This window comes from Duganella guangzhouensis (genome assembly GCF_009674535.1).
In the GTDB taxonomy this organism is placed as follows: Bacteria; Pseudomonadota; Gammaproteobacteria; order Burkholderiales; family Burkholderiaceae_D; genus Rugamonas; species Rugamonas guangzhouensis.
The window spans coordinates 164,215-186,789 of record NZ_WKJK01000001.1 but is presented as its reverse complement, the minus strand read 5'-3'; the positions used below and the strand labels follow the sequence as shown (position 1 = coordinate 186,789).

The 22,575-nt window shown below is 64.1% G+C and carries 18 protein-coding genes and 1 tRNA gene; 9 read left to right on the top strand and 10 right to left on the bottom strand.

Annotated features, from left to right (window positions below; translation table 11 throughout):
* The first annotated feature begins 10 nt into the window (after positions 1-10).
* The 7 genes from GJ699_RS00810 to GJ699_RS00780 all read left to right on the top strand — a co-directional run bounded on the left by GJ699_RS00810 (position 11) and on the right by GJ699_RS00780 (position 11,216).
* Positions 11-2,335, top strand: a complete 2,325-nt coding sequence (locus GJ699_RS00810; RefSeq protein WP_154372169.1) for a hypothetical protein — start codon at positions 11-13, stop codon at positions 2,333-2,335.
* Positions 2,336-2,475: 140 nt separating this feature from the next.
* The gene (locus GJ699_RS00805; protein WP_229261877.1) at positions 2,476-3,840 is read left to right on the top strand and encodes an efflux transporter outer membrane subunit; all 1,365 of its coding nucleotides are present in this window, start codon (positions 2,476-2,478) and stop codon (positions 3,838-3,840) included.
* 28 nt (positions 3,841-3,868) lie between these two features.
* Complete coding sequence (locus GJ699_RS00800) at positions 3,869-5,122, top strand: efflux RND transporter periplasmic adaptor subunit (protein WP_154372166.1); 1,254 nt, start codon at positions 3,869-3,871, stop codon at positions 5,120-5,122.
* A 1-nt stretch (position 5,123) separates the two neighbouring features.
* Positions 5,124-8,270: an efflux RND transporter permease subunit gene (locus GJ699_RS00795; RefSeq protein WP_154372164.1), complete on the top strand. Its 3,147-nt coding sequence runs from the start codon at positions 5,124-5,126 to the stop codon at positions 8,268-8,270.
* Entirely contained in the window at positions 8,267-8,965 is a 699-nt protein-coding gene (locus tag GJ699_RS00790) for a heavy metal response regulator transcription factor (protein ID WP_154372162.1), read from the top strand. Before GJ699_RS00795 ends, GJ699_RS00790 begins: the two co-directional genes overlap by 4 nt.
* On the top strand, positions 8,962-10,341 hold the full coding sequence (locus GJ699_RS00785) for a heavy metal sensor histidine kinase (RefSeq protein WP_154372160.1): 1,380 nt from the start codon (positions 8,962-8,964) through the stop codon (positions 10,339-10,341). Before GJ699_RS00790 ends, GJ699_RS00785 begins: the two co-directional genes overlap by 4 nt.
* Before the next feature lie 152 nt (positions 10,342-10,493).
* Positions 10,494-11,216, top strand: a complete 723-nt coding sequence (locus GJ699_RS00780) for a hypothetical protein (protein ID WP_154372159.1) — start codon at positions 10,494-10,496, stop codon at positions 11,214-11,216.
* Between the two features lie 515 nt (positions 11,217-11,731).
* On the opposite strand, the gene GJ699_RS00775 is transcribed toward GJ699_RS00780, so the two are convergent.
* The 9 genes from GJ699_RS00775 to GJ699_RS00735 all read right to left on the bottom strand — a co-directional run bounded on the left by GJ699_RS00775 (position 11,732) and on the right by GJ699_RS00735 (position 20,609).
* Positions 11,732-11,824 (bottom strand) — tRNA-Ser (locus GJ699_RS00775).
* Positions 11,825-12,017: 193 nt separating this feature from the next.
* The gene (locus GJ699_RS00770) at positions 12,018-12,776 is read right to left on the bottom strand and encodes a TorF family putative porin (RefSeq protein ID WP_154372157.1); all 759 of its coding nucleotides are present in this window, start codon (positions 12,774-12,776) and stop codon (positions 12,018-12,020) included.
* A 101-nt stretch (positions 12,777-12,877) separates the two neighbouring features.
* Positions 12,878-14,203 (bottom strand): NtaA/DmoA family FMN-dependent monooxygenase, encoded by a 1,326-nt coding sequence (locus GJ699_RS00765; protein WP_154372155.1) that lies wholly within the window; start codon positions 14,201-14,203, stop codon positions 12,878-12,880.
* 51 nt (positions 14,204-14,254) lie between these two features.
* The gene (locus tag GJ699_RS00760; RefSeq protein ID WP_154372153.1) at positions 14,255-15,718 is read right to left on the bottom strand and encodes an APC family permease; all 1,464 of its coding nucleotides are present in this window, start codon (positions 15,716-15,718) and stop codon (positions 14,255-14,257) included.
* Between the two features lie 35 nt (positions 15,719-15,753).
* Complete coding sequence (locus GJ699_RS00755; RefSeq protein ID WP_154372151.1) at positions 15,754-17,181, bottom strand: MFS transporter; 1,428 nt, start codon at positions 17,179-17,181, stop codon at positions 15,754-15,756.
* A 17-nt stretch (positions 17,182-17,198) separates the two neighbouring features.
* Positions 17,199-17,732, bottom strand: coding sequence for a hypothetical protein (locus GJ699_RS00750; RefSeq protein WP_154372149.1), 534 nt, complete (start codon positions 17,730-17,732; stop codon positions 17,199-17,201).
* Entirely contained in the window at positions 17,729-18,232 is a 504-nt protein-coding gene (locus GJ699_RS00745) for a flavin reductase family protein (RefSeq protein WP_154372147.1), read from the bottom strand. Before GJ699_RS00745 ends, GJ699_RS00750 begins: the two co-directional genes overlap by 4 nt.
* 52 nt (positions 18,233-18,284) lie before the next feature.
* Complete coding sequence (locus tag GJ699_RS00740; protein WP_154372145.1) at positions 18,285-20,255, bottom strand: primary-amine oxidase; 1,971 nt, start codon at positions 20,253-20,255, stop codon at positions 18,285-18,287.
* 75 nt (positions 20,256-20,330) lie between these two features.
* Positions 20,331-20,609 carry a YciI family protein gene (locus GJ699_RS00735; protein WP_195763424.1) on the bottom strand — a complete coding sequence of 93 codons (279 nt, stop codon included), beginning with the start codon at positions 20,607-20,609 and terminating at the stop codon, positions 20,331-20,333.
* 281 nt (positions 20,610-20,890) lie between these two features.
* Here GJ699_RS00735 and GJ699_RS00730 point away from each other — a divergent pair, with 281 nt between their 5' ends.
* The gene (locus GJ699_RS00730; protein WP_371867404.1) at positions 20,891-21,463 is read left to right on the top strand and encodes a TetR/AcrR family transcriptional regulator; all 573 of its coding nucleotides are present in this window, start codon (positions 20,891-20,893) and stop codon (positions 21,461-21,463) included.
* Here the strand turns inward: GJ699_RS00730 and GJ699_RS00725 are convergent.
* A complete protein-coding gene (locus tag GJ699_RS00725; RefSeq protein WP_154372139.1) occupies positions 21,445-21,696 on the bottom strand; it encodes a hypothetical protein in 252 nt (83 codons plus the stop codon). The two genes, GJ699_RS00730 and GJ699_RS00725, sit on opposite strands and share 19 nt — an antisense overlap.
* Positions 21,697-21,802: 106 nt before the next feature.
* On the opposite strand from GJ699_RS00725, the gene GJ699_RS00720 reads away from it, so the two are divergent.
* Positions 21,803-22,492, top strand: coding sequence for a Crp/Fnr family transcriptional regulator (locus tag GJ699_RS00720; protein ID WP_195763423.1), 690 nt, complete (start codon positions 21,803-21,805; stop codon positions 22,490-22,492).
* The last annotated feature ends 83 nt before the right edge of the window (positions 22,493-22,575 follow it).

The window sequence follows — 22,575 nt, the reverse complement described above, 5'->3', positions numbered from 1 at the left end:
CAAGGACACCATGAAGAACCGTATCGCCCTGACCATGCTGGCCGCCTGCGCGCAAGCCCACGCTGTCACCACGCTGACCGACAAGATCACCTTTGGCGATGCCGCATCCGAAACGGCGCATGCAGTGCGTGGCGAACATGCGCAAATCATTCAAGGTGCGCTGGGACGCGGCGCACGCCAGCTACTGCCGCTGTCCGCGACCGACTGGCGCGGCGGCTCGCTGGAGTTCACGCTGAAGGTCGACCCGGCGGTGCAGAACTACGCGTCGGTGCGGCTGTGGGGCGGCGAAACCAACACCAACAAACTGACGCTGTACTGCGAAGGAAAGCAGATCGGCTACCGCCATCTGGGCGACATCGAGATCCTCGATCTTGGCACCGTCTCGCCCATGTATGAAGGCCGCTTCACCTATCGCACTTTTCCCCTGCCCGCCAACCTGACCGCGAACAAACGCCAGCTGAATTGCCGCATCCGCGCCACCGGCCCGTACGCGGTCTACAACAGCGACTTCGCCAAATTCCAGCGGCCGATGACGGAGCCGTCGCGCCCAATCTATGCCATGTATGTGCACAGCGATCCATTCCTGGATGCCGGCGAGGCTGAAGGCGCGGCCCCCAACGCCGCAGTGCGCCCGGCACCGGGCGCGGAAGTGATGGAACAGCTGCAGGCCCGCATCAACAGGGAAATCGAAAGGGAGCTGGCCGCCGATCGCGCCCTGACGCTGCACGAAACCCTGTTCCTGGCGCGCAGCTATGACATCGCATGGACCAAGGCTTATCGCAATCCCGCCGTGGTGCGCAAGGTGCTGGAAGCGGGCGACCAGTTTTACACGCGCTATCTCAGCGACCCAGGCTTCATCTACAGCGACAAAACCCACACCAATCCGGACTGGGAAGCGCTCGGGCCATACGGCAAGGCGCTGCAAATCCTGCAGGCCGAAATCACGCCACAGCTGGATCAGAAGCTGCCGGGCAGCGGCGTCACACGGCGCGATGGCTACGCAGCCATGCTGTCGTATGGACTGGACTACATGCTGCACCACCGCCGGCTGTACACCAACCAGTCCATGATCGTCGACCTGCTGGGCATCTATTACAGCAACAACGGCTTGCAGGCCATCGGCAGCGGCAAGGCGCTGCCGGAACAGCAGGCACGCCACTACCTGTACGAATCGCTCGGGCTAAGCGCGTGGAGCGGTAGCCAGGACAAGGACGGCCATCCGACCTACTCCGCCGCCTCCGGCGACAACGGCGCCTTCCGCGTGCCGAAAGACTACCGCATCTTCACCGCTGCCGGCCTGTCGAAAGAACTGGGCTTCGTCGGCAGCTATGGCGAAATTCAGGATTGGGCAACCGGCATTTATCTGGCGACGCGCTCGAAAAGCGAAACGGCGGGCGATCCGCAGCTGCTGCAACAGTTGGTCAAGATCGCGCACGCGCGCTCGCCGTTCCGCTATCCTGCCGCCGATGCCGATGGTTACCGCGCCATGAAGCTGGAAGCGCCAATCGGCTGGCGCGATCCTGCCTTCCCCGGCGTGACCACCTATGTACAGAAAACCGGCTGGGACAACACGCCGTTCTACACCGCCGTCGCCACCAGAGATCCCGCCTTGATGGCCGCCGCCCAGCAAATGCTGGAGGATAACCAGTTCTTCGCCGTGCTGCGCGACCGCATGAAAGATCCCGGCCAGCGTACCACCATCGGCCTGCTCGACGCTTACGACGAATGGCAGGTGGTGAAGAACTGGCCGCGCCAGCAGGCTCGCCTGCCGATGAGCGCGGGGCAGCCGGACTTTGTGTTCACCGATACCGAAAACGGCGTCATCGCGCTCAAACATGGCGATGACATTATGTACGCCTCGCTATACTGGCGCGCCATGTGCGGCGTGAACAAGCTGTTTCGGGTGCACCATCTGACGCCGCAGGCGGACCGCGTGGCGACTTTCTATGGCCGCGTCGACTTCGTGCCGAGCGGCCGCAATTGCACGCGCGGCAACTCCGCGCATACGGCGGGCGGCCCTATCCCCGACGTGCGCTACCCCGACGACGCGCCGCCGGCGCTGGCGGGCGAGGTGCTACCGGCGGCGCAAGGGCCAGCCGACGCCAGCTTCGAACGCAGCTCCTTCGATCCCTACGCGGGCCGTGGCGATTACTATGAGGGCAGCTATGGCCGCTACCTGTTCGCCATGAACGCCGGCGGCACCAAGTCCGTGGAGCTCGCGCTGCCCGGCACGCAGGCGCCACTGAAAGATCTGGTCAGCGGCAAAACCATCGCTGCCGGCACCCGCACTTTGACCATCGCGCCGGGCCAAACCGTGATTCTGTACCGGCCGTGACCGGCTATCTGACAAAATTGTAATCTGGCCGTCAGCAAGGCGTTGGGGGCGGGAAGTTAGAGTGTTTCGGACGAAATTCTCTCTTCCTTCTTGCCATGACAGCCACACGCCGCCCGCTTCTTTTCCTGTGTTCTGCCCTGTTGCTTCAGCTGCTGGCCGGCTGCGCGGTGGGGCCGGACTATGTCAAACCGGCCATGGAACTGCCCTCCGACTACCGCGAGGCCGCACCCTGGACCACCGCCCAACCCGCCGCCGCTGACGATCAGTCGCAATGGTGGACCAGCTTCCAGGACCCCGTCCTGAACGATCTGGTCGATCAAGCCAATCTTGCCAATCAGACCATCGCCCAGTCCGAGGCCCAGTACCGCGAGGCGCTGGCCTTGGCCGATGCCGCCCGCGCCGGTCTGACGCCGACCGTATCGGCCGGTGCCGCCACCAGCCGCGCGCGCAGCAGCGGCGCGGTCGCCACTGCCCACAGTGTCAGCCTCAGCAGCAGTTGGGTGCCGGACCTGTGGGGCGGCGTGCGGCGTTCGGTGGAGGCCGGCGATGCCAGCGCGCGCGCCAGTGGCGACGATCTGGCCGCCGCCCGCCTCAGCATTCAATCCAGCCTGGTGCAGGATTATGTGCAGCTGCGCGCGCTGGACATGCAATCGGCCTTGTATGCGCGCACCACCGCCGCCTACCAGCGTTCGCTGCAACTGGTGAACAGCCAATACCGCGAAGGCGTGGCGCTGCGTTCCGATCTGGCGCTGGCCGAAAACCAGCTGGCCGCCGCCGAGGCCGAGGCGCTGGACCTGCACGCTCAGCGCGCCCAACTCGAACATGCGATCGCGGTGCTGACGGGCCAGCCGCCGGCCAAGCTGCAAATCGCCGCCCTGCCCGCCGACGCCGGCCTGCGCCTGACAGTGCCGGCGATTCCGGCCACCCTGCCGGCCCAGTTGCTGGAGCGCCGCCCCGACATCGCCGCCGCCGAACGCCGCGTCGCGGCCGCCAACGCCAATATCGGCGTGGCGCGCGCGGCCTGGTTCCCGGCGCTGAGCCTGAGCGCCGGCGGCGGCTACAGCAACAGCGCCATGGCTGATTTGTTCAACACGCCATCGCGCATCTGGTCGCTGGGCGCGGCGCTGAGCCAGACGCTGTTTGACGGCGGCCTGCGCAAGGCCAACGACGCCCAGGCCATCGCCGCCTACGACGTCACCGTCGCCAGCTACAAGCAAACCGTGCTGAGCGCGTTCCAGGAAGTGGAAGACAACCTGGCCACGCTGTCCGTGCTCGACGCCGAAATCGCCAAGCAACAGCAAGCCACCGATGCCGCCAAACTGGCGCAGGAACTGGCGCTGAAACAGTATCGCGCCGGCACCGCCACCTATCTGACGGTGGTGACCGCGCAGGCCACCACGCTGGCCGGCGAGCGCACCGTCGCCAGCCTGCTGTCGCGCCGCCTGGTCGCCAGCGCCGCGCTGATTACCGGCCTGGGTGGCAACTGGCACGCTCCGACTCTCTGATATCTGACACCTACTCCCGATCACGATCATGAAAACCACGCTCAATACCAAACGCATCGTGCCGCCACTGGCGGCGGCGGTTCTGATTGTCGCCGGCGCCGCCTGGCATTCCCACTTCAACGCACAGGCAGCCGCACCGGCCGCGAACGCGCCGGCCATTCCGGTGGTGACCGCAGCGGTCGCGCGTCAGGATGTGCCGGTGCTGCTGAGCGGCGTTGGTACGGTGACCGCTTACGCCAGCGTCACCGTCAAGACCCGCATCGACGGTCAGCTGGACAAGCTGCATTTTGTCGAGGGTCAGGACGTCAAGGCCGGCCAACTGCTGGCCGAGATCGATGGCCGCGCGTTGCGTGCCCAATTGGCGCAGATCCAGGCCACGCGCGCCAAGGATGCGGCGCTGCTGGCCAATGCCCGCGCCGACCTGAAGCGCTACACCAATCTGCACGCCGACGATGCCACCACCCAGCAAACGCTGGACACGCAACAAGCGCTGGTGGCGCAGTACGCCGCCACCGTGCAGTCGGATGATGCGCAGATCCAGTACGCGCAGGTACAGCTCGATTACACCCGCATCACCGCGCCGCTGAGCGGCCGCATCGGCGCGCGGCTGGTGGATGCCGGTAACATCGTCCACACCACCGACACCACCGGTCTGCTGATCATCAACCAGATCGATCCGGTGGCGGTCACCTTCACGCTGCCGGGCGAGGATGTGCAGCGCATCGGCGCCGCCGCTAACGGCAGCAAGCCGCTGTCGGTGGTCGCGCTCACCCGCGACGGCAAGACCAGGCTGGCACAGGGCGAGCTGGTGCTGCTGAATAACCAGGTCGATACCACCAGCGGCACGGTGCAGCTCAAAGGCAAGTTCGTCAACACCGACCACAAGCTGTGGCCAGGGCAGTATGTCAATGTGCAGCTGCAGTTGGGCACGTTGTCGCAGGCGCTGACGGTGCCGTCGGCCGCCATCCAGCGCGGTCAGAGCGGTACTTTCGTCTACACGGTGGATGCGAATAATGCGGCCGCCATGCAGCCGGTGCGACTGGGCCAGGTGCAGGGTGATACCGCCGTGATCGAGCAAGGCTTGCAGGCTGGACAGCGCGTGGTGGTCGATGGCCAGTACAAGCTGAAGCCGGGCGCGCGCGTGGCCGAGGCCAGCGCAAAACCGGCCGGCGCGTCCGGGGCATCCGGCTCGGCCGCACCGGCGGGTGCCGCGTCCCCGGCCAGCCCGGCGGCTCCGTCGTCGGCGGCGGCAGCGGCGACGGCCAAGCGCGAGGGAGCTTGATATGAGCGTCTCCGCCCCGTTTATCAAACGCCCGATCGGCACCACGCTGCTGGCCATCGCCCTGCTGTTGCTGGGCATGGTGGCCTGGCCGCTGCTGCCGGTGGCGCCGCTGCCGCAGGTCGACTTCCCCACCATCCAGGTTTCGTCCAGCCTGCCAGGCGCCAATCCTGAAACCATGGCGTCCAACGTGGCCCAGCCGCTGGAGCGGCAGTTCTCGCTGATTTCCGGTCTGTCGCAGATGACCTCCAGCAGCTCGGTCGGCAGCACCCAGGTGACGCTGCAGTTTGACCTTAACCGCAATATCGACGCCGCCGCACTGGATGTGCAGGCCGCCATCAACGCCGCCTCCGGCCAGCTGCCAAGCAACCTGCCCAGCCCGCCGACCTTCCGCAAGATCAACCCGGCCGACGCGCCGATCATGATCATGGCGGTGCAGTCGGACGTGCTGCCACTGCAACAGGTCAGCGATTACGCCGATAACATTCTGGCGCAGCAGATTTCACAGCTGTCCGGTGTCGGTTACGTCAACATCGCCGGCGCGCAAAAACCGGCGGTGCGGGTGCAGATCGACCCGGCCAAGATCGCCACGCTGGGCATCAGTCTGGAAGACATTCGCGGCGTGATCGCCGAAACCACCGTCAACACGCCCAAGGGCAGCGTGGATGGTCCGAACAAAAGCTTCACCGTCTACACCAACGACCAACTGCTGAGCGCCGAGCCGTGGAACGATACCCTGCTCGGCTACAAGAACGGCGCGCCGATCCGCATCCGCGACGTCGGCGTGGCGGTGTCCGGCCCGGAGACCGTCAAGCAAGGCGCCTGGGCTTACGCCGGCCCGGCCAAGCCCGACGATAACGACATGCAGAATGGCCGCGCCATCGTGCTGGTGATCAGCAAGCAGACCGGCGCCAATGTGATCGACACCGTCAACGGCATCAAGGCCGCCATGCCGCGTTTGCGCGCGTCGCTGCCGTCCACCATCAAGGTCAACACGCTGGTCGACCGTACCCAGACCATCCGCGCCTCGGTGCTGGACGTGGAATTCACGCTGGCCTTGACGGTCGCGCTGGTGGTGATGGTGATCTTTGTGTTCCTGCGCAATCTGCCGGCCACGATTATTCCTAGTGTGACGGTGCCACTGTCGCTGCTGGGCACGGCCGGCCTGATGTACGTGGTCGGCTTCAGCCTCGACAACCTGTCGCTGATGGCGTTGACCATCGCGGTCGGCTTCGTGGTCGATGACGCCATCGTCATGCTGGAAAATATCTACCGCTACATTGAAGAAGGCATGACGCCGCTGGAAGCGGCCTACAAGGGTGCCGGCGAAATCGGCTTCACGATTATTTCGATTTCGGTGTCGCTGGTGGCGGTGTTCATTCCACTGCTGCTGATGGGCGGCGTGGTGGGCCGGCTGTTCCGCGAATTTGCCGTCACCGTCACCATGACCATCGCGCTGTCGGTGGTAATTTCGCTGACGCTGACGCCGATGCTGTGCGCGCGCTTCCTGCGCAACGAGCACGAGGTGCAGCATGGCCGCTTCTACCATCTGTGCGAGCGCGGCTTCGACACCATGCTGGCCTGGTACAAGCGCGGCCTGGACGTGGTGCTGCGTCACCAGTTCCTCACGCTGTGCACCTTCATCGCCACGCTGGCGCTGACGGTGGTGCTGTTCATCTTCATCCCGAAAGGCTTCTTCCCGCAGCAGGATATCGGCATCATCTCCGGCACCGCTGAATCGGCCCAGGACGCCTCGTTTACGTCGATGAGCGGACGCATGGTGGAGCTGGCGGACATCGTCCGCACCGATCCCGACGTGCTGGCGTTTGGCATGTTCTCGGGGAATAACACCGCCAACACCGGCAACTTCATGATCAGCCTGAAGCCCAAGGACCAGGGCCGCACCGCCACCGCCGATGAAATCATCGCCCGCCTGCGGCCGAAGGTGGCCAAGGCGCTGGGCGTTAACCTGTTCATGCAGGCCAACCAGGATATCAACGTCGGCGGCCGTACCAGCCGCACCCAGTACCAGTACACGCTGACCGACGCCAACCTGGACGAACTGAACCAGTGGGCGCCACGCATGCTGGACAGCCTGCGCAAGCTGCCGCAACTGACCGACGTCGCCTCCGACCAGCAGAACTCGGCCGCCACCGCCAACCTGACCATCGACCGCGCCCGCGCCGCCTCGTTCGGCATCAGCCCGTCGCTGATCGACGCCACCATTTATGACGCCATCGGCCAGCGCCAGGTGGCGCAGTACTTCACCCAGATCAACAGCTACCACGTGGTGCTGGAAGTGACGCCGGAGCTGCAGCGCGATCCCGACCTGTTCAACCATCTGTACCTGACCGCGCCCACCACCGGCGAGCAGGTGCCGCTGTCGAATCTGGTCAAGGTCGATACCAACAAGACCGGCTACCTGTCGATCAGCCACCAGGGCCAGTTCCCGGCGGTGACGATTTCGTTCAACCTGGCGCCCGGCGCCGCGCTGGGCGATGCGGTGAGCGCCATCAACGCCCTGCAGCAGAAAATGGGCGCGCCAGCCGGCCTGACCGGCAACTTCCAGGGCACGGCCAAGGCGTTCAACGAATCGCTTTCCACGCAGCCGTATCTGATCGCGGCGGCGCTGGTGGCGGTGTACATCGTGCTGGGCCTGCTGTATGAAAGCTATATCCATCCGCTGACGATTCTGTCCACCCTGCCCTCGGCCGGCGTCGGCGCGCTGCTGATCCTGATGGCGGGCGGCTATGACCTCAGCGTGATCGCGCTGATCGGTATCATCCTGCTGATCGGCATCGTCAAGAAAAACGGCATCATGATGATCGACTTCGCGCTGACCGCCGAGCGCGAGGGCGGGATGGCGCCGGAACAGGCGATTTACCAGGCTTGCCTGCTGCGCTTCCGGCCGATTATGATGACCACCATGTGTGCGCTGCTGGGCGGCCTGCCGCTGATGCTGGGCCATGGCGCCGGCTCGGAGCTGCGCCGCCCGCTGGGCTATGCCATGGTCGGCGGTCTGCTGCTGTCGCAGATGTTGACGCTGTTTACCACGCCGGTAGTGTATCTTTACCTTGATCGCGCGCATCACTGGTATGTGCGGCGCAAGCAGGCGCGTGCCGGCGCCGTTATCGAAGGCAGGGCTCAATGAATATCCTGATCGTGGAAGATGAACCGAAGACCGTGGACTATCTGTACCGCGGGCTGACGGAACATGGTTGCACCGTCGATATCGCCCGTAACGGCATCGACGGCCGCCACTTGGCGTTGCAGAATAATTACGATGTGGTGGTGCTGGACGTGATGCTGCCGGGGATCGACGGCTTTGGCGTGCTGCGCGAACTGCGCGCCGCCAAGCAGACCCCGGTCATCATGCTGACCGCGCGCGACAGCATCGAAGACCGCGTACGCGGCCTCGGCGACGGCGCCGACGATTATCTGATCAAGCCTTTCTCCTTCCTCGAATTGCTGGCGCGGCTGCAGGCGCTAACCCGCCGCAACCGCAGCCAGGAACCGCTGCAACTGAGCATCGGCGACCTGAAGATTGATTTATTGAGCCGCAAGGCGTTTCGTACCGGCCGCCGCATCGACCTCACCGCCAAGGAGTTTGCGCTGCTGGTGGCGTTGGCGCGGCGCGAGGGGCAAATCCTGTCCAAGACCGCGATCGCGGAAATGGTGTGGGATATGAATTTCGACAGCAACACCAATGTGGTGGAGGTGGCCATCAAGCGGCTGCGCGGCAAGATCGACATCCCGCCGTCGCCGCGCCTGCTGCACACCATCCGCGGCATGGGTTATGTCCTGGAGTTACGTCCGGATGAGACGGACACGGACGAGGCGCCATGAAGCACTCGATCACCCGGCGCCTGGTGGCGCTGTTCACGCTGACCACGCTGATTGTGATCGTCCTCATCAGCATTGTGCTGAACCACTTGTTCAAGGAACAGCTGATCCAATACCAGCGCCACCAGTTGGGCTCCGCCATGCACGACCGCGCGTATCAGATCGAGCGCATCGACAGCGAGGAGCGCTGGGAAAAAGTCGACCGCAAGATGGAAGTGCTGACGCCGCGCGACGGCGGCATGCGCTTCTGGGTACTGAGCGAGAATCCGCATTTCCGCTACGGCAGCGATCTGGACGCGGTGGCCGACCACTGGGAAACCAATCATGAGATGAAGCAGGTCTACGTGCCGGGCCGGGCCTATCCGTACAACGTGCAGTCGCAGCACTTTGAAGCCAATGGCGCGCGGCCGCCGGTGACGCTGGTGGTCGGCATCGACACCCGGCCGTATGCCGAGGCGCGGCGGGTGTTTCTGATCTCGCTGGTGACGCTGTCGATCACGGCAGCGGCAGCGATGTATGCGCTGGGTCATTTCGTGGCGCGGCTCGGTCTGCAACCGCTACAGCAGCTGTCCGATCAGGCTGGCGAACTCAACGTCAGCAATCTGGCGCAGCGGCTGGCGATCTCGCCGCTGCCGCAGGAACTGGCCGGCGTCACCAGCGCCTTCAATGGCGCGCTGGACCGGCTACAGCGCGCCTATGTGCAATTGGAAGCGTTCAACGCCGATGTCGCGCACGAGCTGCGCACGCCGCTGGCCAATCTGATCGGCTTAACCCAGGTGGCGTTGTCCAAACCGCGTGGCGCGGCCGATCTGACCGATATGATGCAATCCAATCTGGAAGAACTGGAGCGGCTGCGCAGCATCGTCAACGACATGCTGTTCCTGGCGCGCGCCGACCAGGGCGAATCCAGCGCCACGCTGCAGGATGTGTGCGTGGCCGAGGAAGTCGGTAAGTCGGTGGAATTCCTTGAATTCACGCTGGAAGAGGCGGACAAGACGGTGACGGTGGATGGCGATCTGGAAGCGCACGCGCCGCTGGATGCGCGGCTGTTCCGGCGTGCCATGGTCAACCTGCTGGACAACGCGATTCGCTATTCCAGCGCGCAGGCGCCGCTGAGCGTGCGGATTCAGCGCCAGCCGCGTCAGGTGCTGGTTGAAGTCAGCAACCCCGGCACCACCATCGACGCCGCCGACCTGCCACGCCTGTTCGACCGCTTCTACCGCGCCGATCCATCACGCCATGGCGGCGAGCAGCAGAAAGGCCATGGGCTGGGTCTGGCGATCGTCAAGGCCATCGCCCACATGCACCGCGGCGAAGTGTTTGCCCGTTCGGCTGATGGGGTGACCACCATTGGTTTCAGCGCGGCGTGTGAGAGCTGATCACCTCAATCGCGGTGTCAGCGGAATGCTGGCGGGTGGTGATCAATGTCGCGCAGTAGCCGATGGACACAAAACCTGATTGACAAAGTTTACCGGATTGACATGGTGGACATTTGAACTAGACTGAACTGAATCATAAGCAGGAGATTTTCGTGTCCGCCAGCGAGCAAAAGAAACGTTCGACCAGAGCGGCGCAGCCGCTCCGGCAACGCAAGCCGGCACCGCTGGCTGGCGCGACTGCGCTTAGTGGTCATTCAACCCCAATGCTTTTAGCCGAGGATATCGAGCGAACACTGGATCTGGGTGATGGCTTCGTGGTCGTGAAGGTCCGCCGCCATCGTTCTGCCGCATCTGGTCAGCCTGGAGTCAGCGCTAGATTAGCACTCCTCAAGACTTCGTTCCCTGATATTACGGAATCCAGACTACAAATCCAGCTTGACCGCCGTGCGAAGGACAAGCTCGCGCCAGCGGGCGCTGATGCCAATCAGGAATTCATGGCGCAGCTTGATCGCGACAGTATGGCGTCGCGAAAACGTTATCTGGAACAGGGATTATTGCTGCGTTCTTCAGATTTTCTAGCGCCCTTGGGCATTTCGCGGCAAGCGTTGAGCAATGCGGTGAGAGATCAGCGCATCTTTTCTATTGATGGTCCTTCAAATGTGCAACTTTATCCGGCCTTCTTTGTAACTAGCGCTCAGCAACGCCGCCGATTGGAGAAAATATCAAAAGCACTCGGCGACCTCCCCGGCCCCAGTAAGTGGCAGTTCTTCATCTCTCCCAAAGTATCGCTGAATGGGCGCACGCCGGTTGCAGCATTGCAGGATGGCGACTTGGCCAAGGTGCTGACGGCCGCCAACGCGTTCAAGGAGCGATAAATGACGGCGGCACCGATAGGAGCGCCTCCGTCAATTCTGTCAGCGAAGGTTTGGCCGCATACCAACGTTCAACCGTCCCGGCTATACCGTGTAAGTGGCCATAACACGGGTGAGCCTTACTTCGGATGCACGGGCGGCAACCGGTTCGATGCACCTGGGTGTAGTGTGAACAACGCTGAATACAGCACCTGCTATCTGGCTTACTCCCTTGGGCAGTGTTCAAGAATCCGGCAAAGTATGACGGCTTCATCTATGCCTCCCGGCATGTCACGCCAGGCAAAGCCGTGGTGTTATTTGATCGTTCAGCCGAAAAAATCGTAGCTAGCAAATGCGCCCCCTTGCGAACGGCTCACGGTTTCGCACGCGCGGTACGGAAGTTTTCCATCGTCGGAATTTAATCAACACGGTCTGTCACCAACTTCCTGGGTGACGTGTTTAAGCTGCTGATGGCGGATCCGATTGATTCTTGTCAAAAAAACAAAAAGCCTCCGAAAGGGAGGCTTTTTGTTTTGTTCTGGCGGAGACGGTGGGATTCGAACCCACGATACAGGTATAAGCCGTATGCATCCTTAGCAGGGATGTGCCTTCGGCCACTCGGCCACGTCTCCTAGTCGATTGCTCAACTATGTCGTTTCCGTAAGTAACGGAGCAGACGACCGACATAGTATAGATCGTGACTCATTTGGTCAAGAGACACGCCTCGGTGATGGGGGCGCCGCGCGCCCACGGCGCGCTTCGCATCCCAAATAGCCCCCCTAAAATCAAATGCGAAGGCTCGCAAAATCATTCACTGCCCATGACTTATCGCGGGTCGGGGCCGGCGAAGGTGGTGCTCCACGCCAGTCCCAGCACTACCCTGCCCTTGCACGAGTTACGCAGGAAGCAGTCGCTTCGGCTGAGGTTGGTGTCGTGGTAGCGCAGGTCGACCTTGAAGCTGGGGTTGACGTTGTAGCTGACGCCGGCATCCCACCAGTTGTAGCTGCGGAATACCGGACTGTCGCCGAACGCTAGCCGGCCTGCCGATCCGGACAGCATCCATTTGTCGTCCAGCGGCTTGCGCCAGGTGAGTTCGTAGACATCTTCTTTGATGTTGAAATTGACGTAGTTGGGCGAGTGGTAGTAGTTGAAGGCGGCCACCACGCCGTATGGCAGGTCGGTTTCGACCCCGGCTTTGAATTCCCAGTAGTCGACCGTGTCGTCCGGCACCAGATGAGCGTATAGCACGTTGAAATCGAAGCGCAGCGGGCCGGCTTGCGGCGTGACGCCAACCAAAAAATCCTCCTCCGCCCGCGATGCGTTGTCCGGTCCCAGATCCTTGTTCATCCAGATCGCGCCGGCATACAGCGGCCCCGAGACGACGAACGCGTGGGCGTTCATGGCGGCTTTGCTGTTGGTGCCGGACTGGCCGCGGAACATGCCGTCGGTGGCGAAGGCGCTGCCGATTTCCACCACCGGCGCCCAGGATGGCGCGGGCGGCGTGGCGTCGTCGCGCTGGGTTTCCTGCGCCCACGCCGAAGCGCCGCAGGCCAGACAGAGGGTAAGAGCGATAAGCTTGAACATGAATTGTCCTTTTCTATGGATGAGTTTTGCCGCGCCCCGCGCTGAAGCCAGCGCGGGGCGAAGAGATGACAGGGTTGGATTGAGACTGTTAGGGCGGCGGCTTAGCGCGTGGCCCAGTCGGTCTGCTGGAGGGTCTGGCGCAAGGTCAGGCCAGGCAGATAGGAGGTGCGCAGCACACCGGCGCGCTGCAGCACTGGCACCAGGCCGTCGATGACGCCGTCGTTCCAGGCGCCGTTGGCGACGTCGCAGCCGATGATCAGGAAGCCGTCGCCGCCGATGTAGTCGATCGCTTTCATCATCTTGTCGGCGATCTGCGCAGGGGTGCCGATCAGGCCCAGTTCATCGATGCCGGACCAGAAGCCGCCGATCGCTTCGCGCAGCGTCCTGCCTTCGCGCGCGGCCTGGCGCAGCGTTTCGATCATGGATTGGCTGCCGCGCGATTCCACCTCCAGCGGGAACGGTTTATCCAGATCGAACTGGCTGAGGTCGAGGTCGAACGATTGCGCGGTCATCAGCAGCGCGTATTCGACCTGGGCGTCGGTCAGCGGCGGGATCGGCGTGTCGGCGCTCGGCAGCACTTTGACCATGGCGGCGAAGAATACCTTGACCTCGTCCGGATTGCGGCCGAATTTCGCGGCGCGTTCCTTGATGTCGTCGCGGATCGCCTTCATGCCATCCAGGCCGCCGATCGGTGGCGCGAACACCGCGTCCGCATGCTTGGCGGCGAAGTCGCGGCCGCGCGGCGAGGCGCCGGCCTGCATCAGCACCGGCTTGCCCTGCGGCGAAGGCACCTGGTTCAATGGTCCGCGCACCTGGAAGTATTTGCCCTTGTGCTTGATCTCGCTGACCTTGGCCGGATCGACATAGACGTTGCGCTCGACGTCACGCACCAGCGCATCCGGCTGCCAGGCCGACCACAGCGCCTTGGCCACGTCCAGGAACTCGTCCGCCATTTCGTAGCGCTCACCGTGCGAGGGCAGCGTGGCGTAATTGTGGTTCTGCGCCGCCGATTCCTCCGAGGTGGTGACCACGTTCCAGCCGGCGCGGCCGCCGCTCAGGTTATCCACGCTGTTGAGCAGGCGCGACAGGATGAACGGCGGATAGAAGGTGGTGGAGGCGGTGCACACCATGCCCATGTGGCGGGTGGCCTTGGCCAGCAGCGGCAGCAGCGGGATGGCTTCATGGCGCGGCGAGCCGACCGCGAATTTCAGCTCCGCGTCCATGCTGCCGCCCATGGCGTTGGACACGGTCGAGGTGTCGTCGAAGAACATGAAGTCGAAGCCGCGCGAGGCTTCCAGCCGCTGCGCCAGTTGGATGTGGTGCTCGCCGGTCCACCAGTCGCCGCCGTAAGTGCGGTCGTCGGCGGCGCTCCAGGCGGTCGGGCCGAAGCGGGTGAAATAGCCAAGCCGGAAAGGTTGGTGTGCCATGGGGTGATGCTCCTTGTTGAGGGTAGTGGTGGAAATATGAAACGGATTGCGTCATTGGCGGCCGATGCGCGCGAACACCTCCGGCCTGAAAGTCCGGAACAGCAGCGCCAGCACGATGCCGGCCAGCACCGCGCCATACGTGACATCGAGCGAAATGGCCGACAGGCTGGGCGAATTGGTCAGCAAGTCGATCTTGCTGGTGGCGATGATGCCGATCACCGTCATCAGTACGGCGGCGGCGCCGGGCGCGGCGTAGCGCTGCCAGACCGAAAGGCCGGCCACCTCGGTGCGCGCCAGGTAGGCGGCGATGCCGATCGCCGCCAGCACGAACAGGATGATGAAGGAATAGCCGGCCACGCCGATCAGCTGGATGTAGACCTCGGTCGGCGAAGCCTGCGTCAGCACCACGCCCAGCACATAGACGGCGGTGGCGATGCTCAGCGACAGGCTGGCCCGGTGCGGCGATTTCAGGCGCGGATGGGCCACACCGACGGCTTGCGGCAGGATGCCGTCCACGCCCAGGCTGAACAGGTAGCGGCTCAGCACATTGTGATACGCCATCAGCCCGGCGAAGGCGCTGGAGATGATCAGCACCGTCACCAGGTGATAGCCGGTCGCGCCCAGATAGCGGCTGACCATGTCGAAGAACGCCGTGGTCGGATGTTCGGCGATGGCACCCACCGCCTTGGACTCGCCCAGCGCCTGGATCAGGGCCCACGAGCCGGCCGCGTAGAACACGGTCAGGAAGCCGATCGCCAGGTAGGTGGCGCGCGGCACGGTGCGCACCGGGTCGCGCACCTCGTCGCGGAAGATGGCGGTCGCCTCGAAGCCGCCGAAGCAGCTGATGGCGAAGATCATCCCCACCGCCACGCCGCCGCCCAGGGCCACCTGCGGATCGAAGGAGGAATACGTCAGGCTGCCGCCGTCGCCGCCGGCGGCGAACACGCAGACTTCCCACGCCAGCACGATCAGCACCTCCAGCCCCAGCAGGATGCCCAGCACGCGGGCCGACACATCCACCCTGCGGTAGCCCAGCACGCCAACGATGGCGATGAAGGCCAGCGCCCACACCCACCAGGCGACGGCGGGACCGTGCAGGGTGTCTTGCACCAGCGAGGCCAAGGCCAGGCTGGCGAAGATCAGCATGCTGATCATGGCCAGGGTGTAGGACAGCATGGCGACAAACGAGCCACCCAGCCCCAGCGGGCGACCGAGGCCGGCCGTGATGTAGCTGTAGAACGCGCCGGGATTCGGCAGGTGGCGCGACATCGCGGTATAGCCAACGGCGAACAGCGCCATCAGCAAGCCCAGCACGATGAACAGCAGCGGCGCGCCGAGGCCGATGCCGTAGCCGATCACCAGCGCGACCACGGTGGCCAGCACGCCCAGCGGCGCGTTGTACGACAGCACAGCAAATACCAGTTGTAAAGTCCCCATGTCGCCAGCCAGTTTTCGGTCCACATGGGGAGCAGCAATAATTGTGCCGTCCAGCATCGGCAATGGTGTTTGTGTCATGAGAAGGTTTCCTTGTGATAGATGGGGATGGAAGATCAAGCCGTGGCGGTCGCCCTGGAGCGGACCGGAAGTGCGAAACTCACCAACAAAAACAGGATCAGCAGCAGCGCCTGCGCCGCCAGCGCCAGCCGGTAGCCGCCGGCCGGGTCGCCGGCGGCCAGACGACCGAAGAACAGGCCGCTCAACAGCGCGATGCCGGCCGCCGAGGAAATGGCTTGCACGGCGGCCAGCAGGCCGGAACCGGAACCTGCCTCGCGTTCGTCGACGGCGCTGATGATGATGGTGATCAGCGAGGCGATCACCATGCCGCCGCCCACGCCCAGCAGCACCAGGGCCGGCGCCAGCGCTGTCAGCGAGAAGCCGGTGCTGTCCAGCGCCCGCCACAGCCAGGCCACGGCGGCGATCTGCAGCACGGCGCCCAGTTGCAGGACGCGGGCGCCGATGCGCTCCAGCAGGAAGCCACCCGCCAGACCGGAGCCGATGAAGCATCCACCAGTCAGTGGCAATGCGGCCAGTCCGGCCTCACCGGCGCCGTAGCCCTGCCCCAGCTGGAGGAACAGGGTGAACACCAGTTGCATGCCGATGAAGGCGGAGAAGAACAAACCCATGCCCAGGATGCCGGCGCTGAACGCCGGCTTGGCGAACAGTCCCGGCTCCACCAGCGGCACGCGGCCGCTGTGCACGCGGCGCCGCTGCTGTCGCACAAAGCTGGTGAAACCGGCGCCGGCCAGGCCCAGGCTGGCCCACGCCCACAGCGGCCAGCCCGCTTCCTGTCCCTGTATCAGCGGCGCCACCAGCAGGCCGCAGGAGATGGCGATGAGCGCGGCACCGCTCAGATCCACCTCGCCGGCCAGCGCCTGCGGCGGATCCCGCGGCACGCAGCGCCAGGCCACCAGCAGCGCGGCCAGCGCCACCGGTGTGTTGACGCCGAGCGCGAAACGCCAGCCCAGGCCGAAGTAATCGGCGGCGATGATGCCGCCGCCCACCACCGGTCCGGCGATGGCCGCCAGTCCCATCACGGGACCGAAGATGGCCAGCGCCTTGCCCAACTCGTCCGGACCGAATACCGCGCGCAGCAAGGCGAAACCCTGTGGCAGCAGCAGCGCTCCGGCCACGCCTTGCAGCAGGCGGGCGACGATCAGCAGATGCATGGTCGGCGCCAGCGCGCACAGCAGCGACGTCAGGGCGAAGCCTGCCAACGCGGTCAGGAACATGCGGCGACGTCCGTACACATCGCCCAGCCGGCCGCCGACGATCAGGCAGGCGCCCATGGCCAGCGCGTAGCCGCCCACCGCCCATTGCAGCTGGGCCGGCGTGGCGCCCAATTCGTGCTCCAGGGCCGGGCCGGCCACGTGCAGGATGCCCATGTCGAGCACGTCCATGACCTCCCCCGCCAGCATGGCGGCGAACACCAGCCAGCGGTGACGGTAAGGTGCGAGCGGGATTGCGATTGCGTGCGGCATAAACTCTCCTGTTTTTCTCAAATGGCCATCAGAACCAGCGACAGTCCCATCAACATCGGCTCCAACGCCGCCGCGCTATGCGCCAGTGCGCGCCGGTGCTCCGGCTGGCCGCGCAGCTGCGTCGCCGTCAGCGCCAGTCCGGCGCCCAACAGCGCCAGCGCAATGACGGCGGCGAACGATGGCGCGGCCGTCCCGGACCCACGCGTGGTGCAAAGGTCTTCCAGAGCGGATGACAGCGCCATCGCTTCGGTGTGGCGCAGCAGCAGCCAAGCCATCACCACCGCGCTGGCGGCACGGTGGGCGCGGAGCAGCAGCGCGGACGCGGCGGCGGCGCGCGGCCATCCGGCCAAACTGGCCCACAGTCCGCTGGTGGCCATCAACGCGGCCAGCATGGCGACCGGCAGCAAGTGCGTGTAAAAGGCGTCGGCCATGCCCAGCACCATCGTGGCCGCGCACACCAGGCTGGCCGGTGTGCGGCACTTGTCCAGCAGCGCGCAGCCGGCCGCGCACAGCATGGCCAGCAGCATCAGGGGCGCGGCCACGCTGCTCATGCCATCGCCTCCAATGAGCGGAAGCGCGAACCGTGGAACACCAGCGGTTCCTGCTCGGTGGTGGCGCGGAAGGATTTCACCTCCATCAGTACCACCTCGTGGTCGCCCGCCGGATACTCGGCGTGGATGGCGCATTCGAAGGTCAGTGCGGCGTGGCCAATCAGCACCGAACCGGTGTCGCCGCGCTCGATGTCCACCCCGGCCCAGCGCACGCTCTTGTCCTTGCTGGACAGCTGACGGCACAGATGATCCTGGCCGCTGGCCAGGATGGAGACGCCGATCACCGGCGCCTGGCGCAGCAGCGGCCAGGTCGAGGAACTGCGCTGCACCGCGAACGAGACCAGCGGCGGCGACAGCGAGATGCCGACACTGAAGCTGGCCACCAGCAGCACCTGGTCGGCGCCATCCACCTGCGCGGCCAGCGCGGCCAGGCCGGCCGGGAAATGCGCGAAAGCCTGGCGTAGCGCGGCTTCGTCGGAGAGGTTGGGTACGATAGTCATTGCATTTACTCCTGTTGATGCCAGGCGCGCCGGCGGCGGCGCGCCTGACCGGTTACATGTCGTTATGGCCGCAGCTTTTCTTCTCGCCCGTGGCGCACTGGGCCGGCTTGTTGGCCGGCACGTCCAGCGTCGGATTGCGCTCGAAGAAGCCATACGGCAGCAGCGCCACCTTGGCGTAATCGCACGGCATCACCGGCCAGTCTTCGGAGCGCGGGAAGTGGGTCAGGCCGAAGGTGTGCCAGACCACGATGTCCTCGTTCTCCACCGATTCATTGCGCGCCGCGTACTGCGGCAGACCAGTGCCGCCGGGACTCTGGTTGACCAGATAGCCGGCCGGCCAGTTCTCGTCGCGGCGGTACTTGGTGACCCACAAGCTCTTGGTGGCGAACTTGGCGCGCTGCGTGATCAGCGCGTCCGGATCAGCCAGCAGCAGCGGACTGGCGGCGCTGTGAATCACATAACCGGGCGCCTGGCCCAGACGGTTGGTGGTCTCGTTGCTGGAGATCTTCCACACCCTGCCCTTTTCGGCGGCGCTCAGGCGCTGGGCCTCGCCCTCGGTTTTCAGGCGCGTGATCTTGCGGTCGAACACCCCGCCCCAGATCGGCTGGGTGCGGTCCATGGCGACCGGCGCGGCTTCGATCTCATCGACCGAGTTGCGCACGCCGTCCACGCTCATGTCCAGCCGCAGGTTGAACAAATGCTGGTGGGTGGTGGCGGCCAGATTGGGCGCGATCATCGGCGCCGGATGCGGATCGCCGGGCCGCGTGCCGGCCGTCACCACCAGGCCGTTGGCCTTGACTTCAACCTCGATCTTGCCGTCCAGGTAGAAGTGCCAGTAGAAGCCGTAGTCGTAGTTACCGGCCGTCAGGAAGCACGACACCACCAGGCGGCGCTGGCGCCGCACTTCGCTGTGGCTATGGTCGAAGGGATCGGTGTGCTTCCACAGCACGCCGTAGTCTTCCTCATGGATGCAGATGCCGTTCGGGACCACCACCGGGTGGCCCATGTCGTCGGCGAATACCACGTCCTTGTAGACAATCTCGCCCAGACAATCGCAGCCCAGCTTGAGCGAATTGGCGAAGCGGCCGAACTGGTATTCGCCAGCGTCGAAGTAATTGATCCAGCCACGGGTGGGCGACATGTCGCTGTAGTTGACCACCATCTCCGCCACCGAGGCGCGGTACAGGATGGGACGCTGCTTGCCCTGGTCCGCGAACGACACCTGGTGAATGGTCAGTCCTTCGCGGGCGTTGTAACCGATGCGGAACTTCCAGTTCTGCCAGCTCATCTCATTGCCATCCAGCGTGAAGCTGACGCCCTCGGGCTGGGTGATGACGATGGGTTTGAGCCCGGTGCGCGGCGCCGGCAGCGATTCCGGCGTGTGGATCTCGCCCGATTCCTCGGGGATCGGGTAGGCGCCGGTGTCGATCACGCGCAGCACCTTGCGGTTGGTCAGGTCGATATCGGCCCGCACACCTTCGATCGGATGGCCCCAGAAACCGGCCATGGTGCCGAAGTTGTCGTCGGGCGCCAGATACGGCACCACGCGCGCCACGCGTATGCCCTCCTCGTCCGGATAATTGAAGCGGCCGCCGGCCAGCGGGATCAGGCGCACCCGCGCGAAATCGGTCACGCCGTGGGCGATCAGCGCCTGCTGGAAGACCGGGTCCTCCATGGCGATCGGGCCGGAGTCCAGCACTTCCTCCAGCATGAATGGCGCCGTGCCTTCCTTCAGTTGGTCGATCTCGCGCGTCTCAATGATCTCCCCGGTACGCACGTCGGCGCTGACATAGCGCAGCTTGCGGGTGAGCGGGTCGTACACCACGGCCGACACCTCACGCGCGAAGCGCTCGCCGGCCTGGAATTTGAGGACCGCCGCCTTCTCGGGCTCACGCAACATCACATAACCGAAGCGGCTGGTTTCGCCGGCCAGGCCGGCTTGGGCGACGATCTCGCGGAAGCTGTCGATTTCGCTTGCGGTGAGCGCGTCCAGCGGGTGTTGCGGGGTCAGGTTCGAATTCATGTTTTCCTCTGTTTATTCAGTCATGCTCTTTGATGCTCGTGGCGCGGGCGCCACGAGGTGCTTCACTGGCGCCGCTTAACCGACGGAGTCGGTCCACTCGCGGATTTCGTGGGTGGCGACGATGCCCTCCTTGACGAACGGATCGTTTTTGACGAACTCCTCGGCATCGGCTTTGGAGGGGAAGATGCCCATCGAGCCATGGCCGACCAGGTCGGCGAAGGCGCCAAAGGAAATCAACCGGCCTTGCTCGCGGAAGGCGCTGAAGTGGGCGACATGGGATGGGAACAGCGCGCCAGCTTTTGGAAACGCGGCTGGATCAGGCTTATAGAACAGGACGTACTTGGTGGTAGGCATTACAGATCTCCTGGCTAAGAAAGTTACTCTCGTCATAAAAATACAAATGTATTGTTTGACGTTTTTTATAAAGCAACCTCTGTGCCATGAATAGGCAACTACCCTACTACCTTGATTTCTTTGATTTTTCCCGCCAGCCGGTGCTGGCGGCCGTCGCAGGCGCACCAGCGCGACACCGCCACGCACCAGATCGGCGCCACGCTTTGGGGCAAGTCGACAACTGCTGCGGCGGGCGGGGAAAGGCCTTACAATCCGGAGGAATTAATGCGGAGGTGGTGCACGTGCGGAGTAAAAGTGGAAAGCCGGAATACGGCGAAGGCAGGCAAGCCCTGATAGAAGCAGCCATTCGGCTGGTGGCGCGCGAGGGTCTGGTCAAACTGACTTATCGCTCGCTGGCGGCGGAGGCCAACATGACCGCCGGCGCCCTGCAACACCATTTCAGCGCCATCGACCAAGTGCTGGACGAGGCGCTGGAATACTGCCTGGAACAATCCACGCGCTATTCACGCGCGATTCATTCGCTGTCGGATTTTATTGATGTGGTGGTCAGCTTCACGCGGGCCGAACCGGCGCTACAAATATTCCAGGTGGAGTTGTTTGCGGCGGCCCGCCTGCGGCCATCGCTGGCCATCCTGGTCGAGCGGCACCAGGAGTCCTACCGCGAACTGGTGCGCGACATGCTGACGGATCTGAACATTGCTCACGATGACAGCCTGGTGGAATTCATCACCGCAGCGATTGACGGCATCGTGTTTCAGGTAGTGATGCAGAATGATGAGCGGCAGCGGCAACGCATGGATCTGCAGTTCGACACGCTCAAACGCGTGATCGCCGGCTACCCCGCCATCGCCTGAGGGATGGGCGGCGCATCCATGCCGGCATCGGCAAGGCCGGCGGCCAGCGGGTGGTCGCCGCCGTCAACCAGCACCGCCTGATCCGAATCCGTGGCGACCGCACCGCCAGTGGCGCCGCCACGCCCCACCCGGCTCGCCGCAGCCGCCGATGCCCCGCCGCCTATGCCAAGGCAAGCCACCAGCAGCAACACGAAGACGGTCGCACAGCACAGACTGATCCATTCTCGGTACATGGTTTCCCCACGAAAATTAGACTGTACAACGTTTCTATAGCGAAATAGTTAGCATAATTTTCATGTAGAATTTGTTTTCCATATGTCACATCTTGGCAATTCACCCATGAATAACAACACCACGCTGTTGAATTTTGGAAGCGAAAGAGTGACGGAATTGGCGACGCTGCCGCCCCACATCGACGCCCTGCTGCGTGCCCATGCACACATCAAAAAAGTCGAAAAAGGCACGGTTTTGTTTCGCCGCAACCAGGCCGCCGCCGGCTTGTACGGGCTGCTGGAGGGCGAGGTCAGCTTTTCCACCACCAGTCCTGGCGGGCGGGCGTTCGCATTCGGGCGGCTGCCGGCCGGCCAGTGGTTCGGCGAACTGGCATTCCTCGACGACACACCGAATCCGTGCGACGCCACCACGCAAGCCGATTGCGTGGTGGCGGTGGTGCCGTTCGCGACCGTGCGGGAGCTGACCGCAAGCCATCCGGAACTGCTGATGGCACTGGCCAGGGTGCTCGGCTCCAGGGTACGCATGCTGATGCAATGGGCCGAGGAACTTGCCACCCTGCCGCTCGACACGCGGCTGGCAAAATGGCTGCTGACCATGGCCGGCGACGTACCGGCCGACGCCGAATGGCTGCATGTGCCCATCGTGCAAACCGAACTGGCCTGCCATCTGGGCGTGTCGCGGCAAAGCGTCAACCGCCTGCTGAAGCAGTGGGAAGCCGACGGCTGGCTGCGCGTCAGCTACGGCGTGGTCGAGGTGCACGACGCCGCGACGCTACGGCGACTGGCCCAAGGCTGACGGCGCTCGACGCCAAGATAAAATGTTATACCAAATAATATTTAATCTCATTTGGTATAACATTTTTACACAATAAATTTCTC

Bases quoted from the DNA above. Each gene is read 5' to 3' on its own strand.
- GJ699_RS00725 (WP_154372139.1), bottom strand. From the start codon at position 21,696: ATGTACCGAGAATGGATCAGTCTGTGCTGTGCGACCGTCTTCGTGTTG.
- GJ699_RS00740 (WP_154372145.1), bottom strand. From the start codon at position 20,255: ATGAATTCGAACCTGACCCCGCAACACCCGCTGGACGCGCTCACCGCA.
- GJ699_RS00720 (WP_195763423.1), top strand. From the start codon at position 21,803: ATGAATAACAACACCACGCTGTTGAATTTTGGAAGCGAAAGAGTGACG.
- GJ699_RS00760 (WP_154372153.1), bottom strand. From the start codon at position 15,718: ATGACACAAACACCATTGCCGATGCTGGACGGCACAATTATTGCTGCT.
- GJ699_RS00750 (WP_154372149.1), bottom strand. From the start codon at position 17,732: ATGAGCAGCGTGGCCGCGCCCCTGATGCTGCTGGCCATGCTGTGCGCG.
- GJ699_RS00745 (WP_154372147.1), bottom strand. From the start codon at position 18,232: ATGACTATCGTACCCAACCTCTCCGACGAAGCCGCGCTACGCCAGGCT.
- GJ699_RS00765 (WP_154372155.1), bottom strand. From the start codon at position 14,203: ATGGCACACCAACCTTTCCGGCTTGGCTATTTCACCCGCTTCGGCCCG.
- GJ699_RS00790 (WP_154372162.1), top strand. From the start codon at position 8,267: ATGAATATCCTGATCGTGGAAGATGAACCGAAGACCGTGGACTATCTG.
- GJ699_RS00795 (WP_154372164.1), top strand. From the start codon at position 5,124: ATGAGCGTCTCCGCCCCGTTTATCAAACGCCCGATCGGCACCACGCTG.
- GJ699_RS00755 (WP_154372151.1), bottom strand. From the start codon at position 17,181: ATGCCGCACGCAATCGCAATCCCGCTCGCACCTTACCGTCACCGCTGG.
- GJ699_RS00810 (WP_154372169.1), top strand. From the start codon at position 11: ATGAAGAACCGTATCGCCCTGACCATGCTGGCCGCCTGCGCGCAAGCC.
- GJ699_RS00785 (WP_154372160.1), top strand. From the start codon at position 8,962: ATGAAGCACTCGATCACCCGGCGCCTGGTGGCGCTGTTCACGCTGACC.
- GJ699_RS00800 (WP_154372166.1), top strand. From the start codon at position 3,869: ATGAAAACCACGCTCAATACCAAACGCATCGTGCCGCCACTGGCGGCG.
- GJ699_RS00735 (WP_195763424.1), bottom strand. From the start codon at position 20,609: ATGCCTACCACCAAGTACGTCCTGTTCTATAAGCCTGATCCAGCCGCG.
- GJ699_RS00770 (WP_154372157.1), bottom strand. From the start codon at position 12,776: ATGTTCAAGCTTATCGCTCTTACCCTCTGTCTGGCCTGCGGCGCTTCG.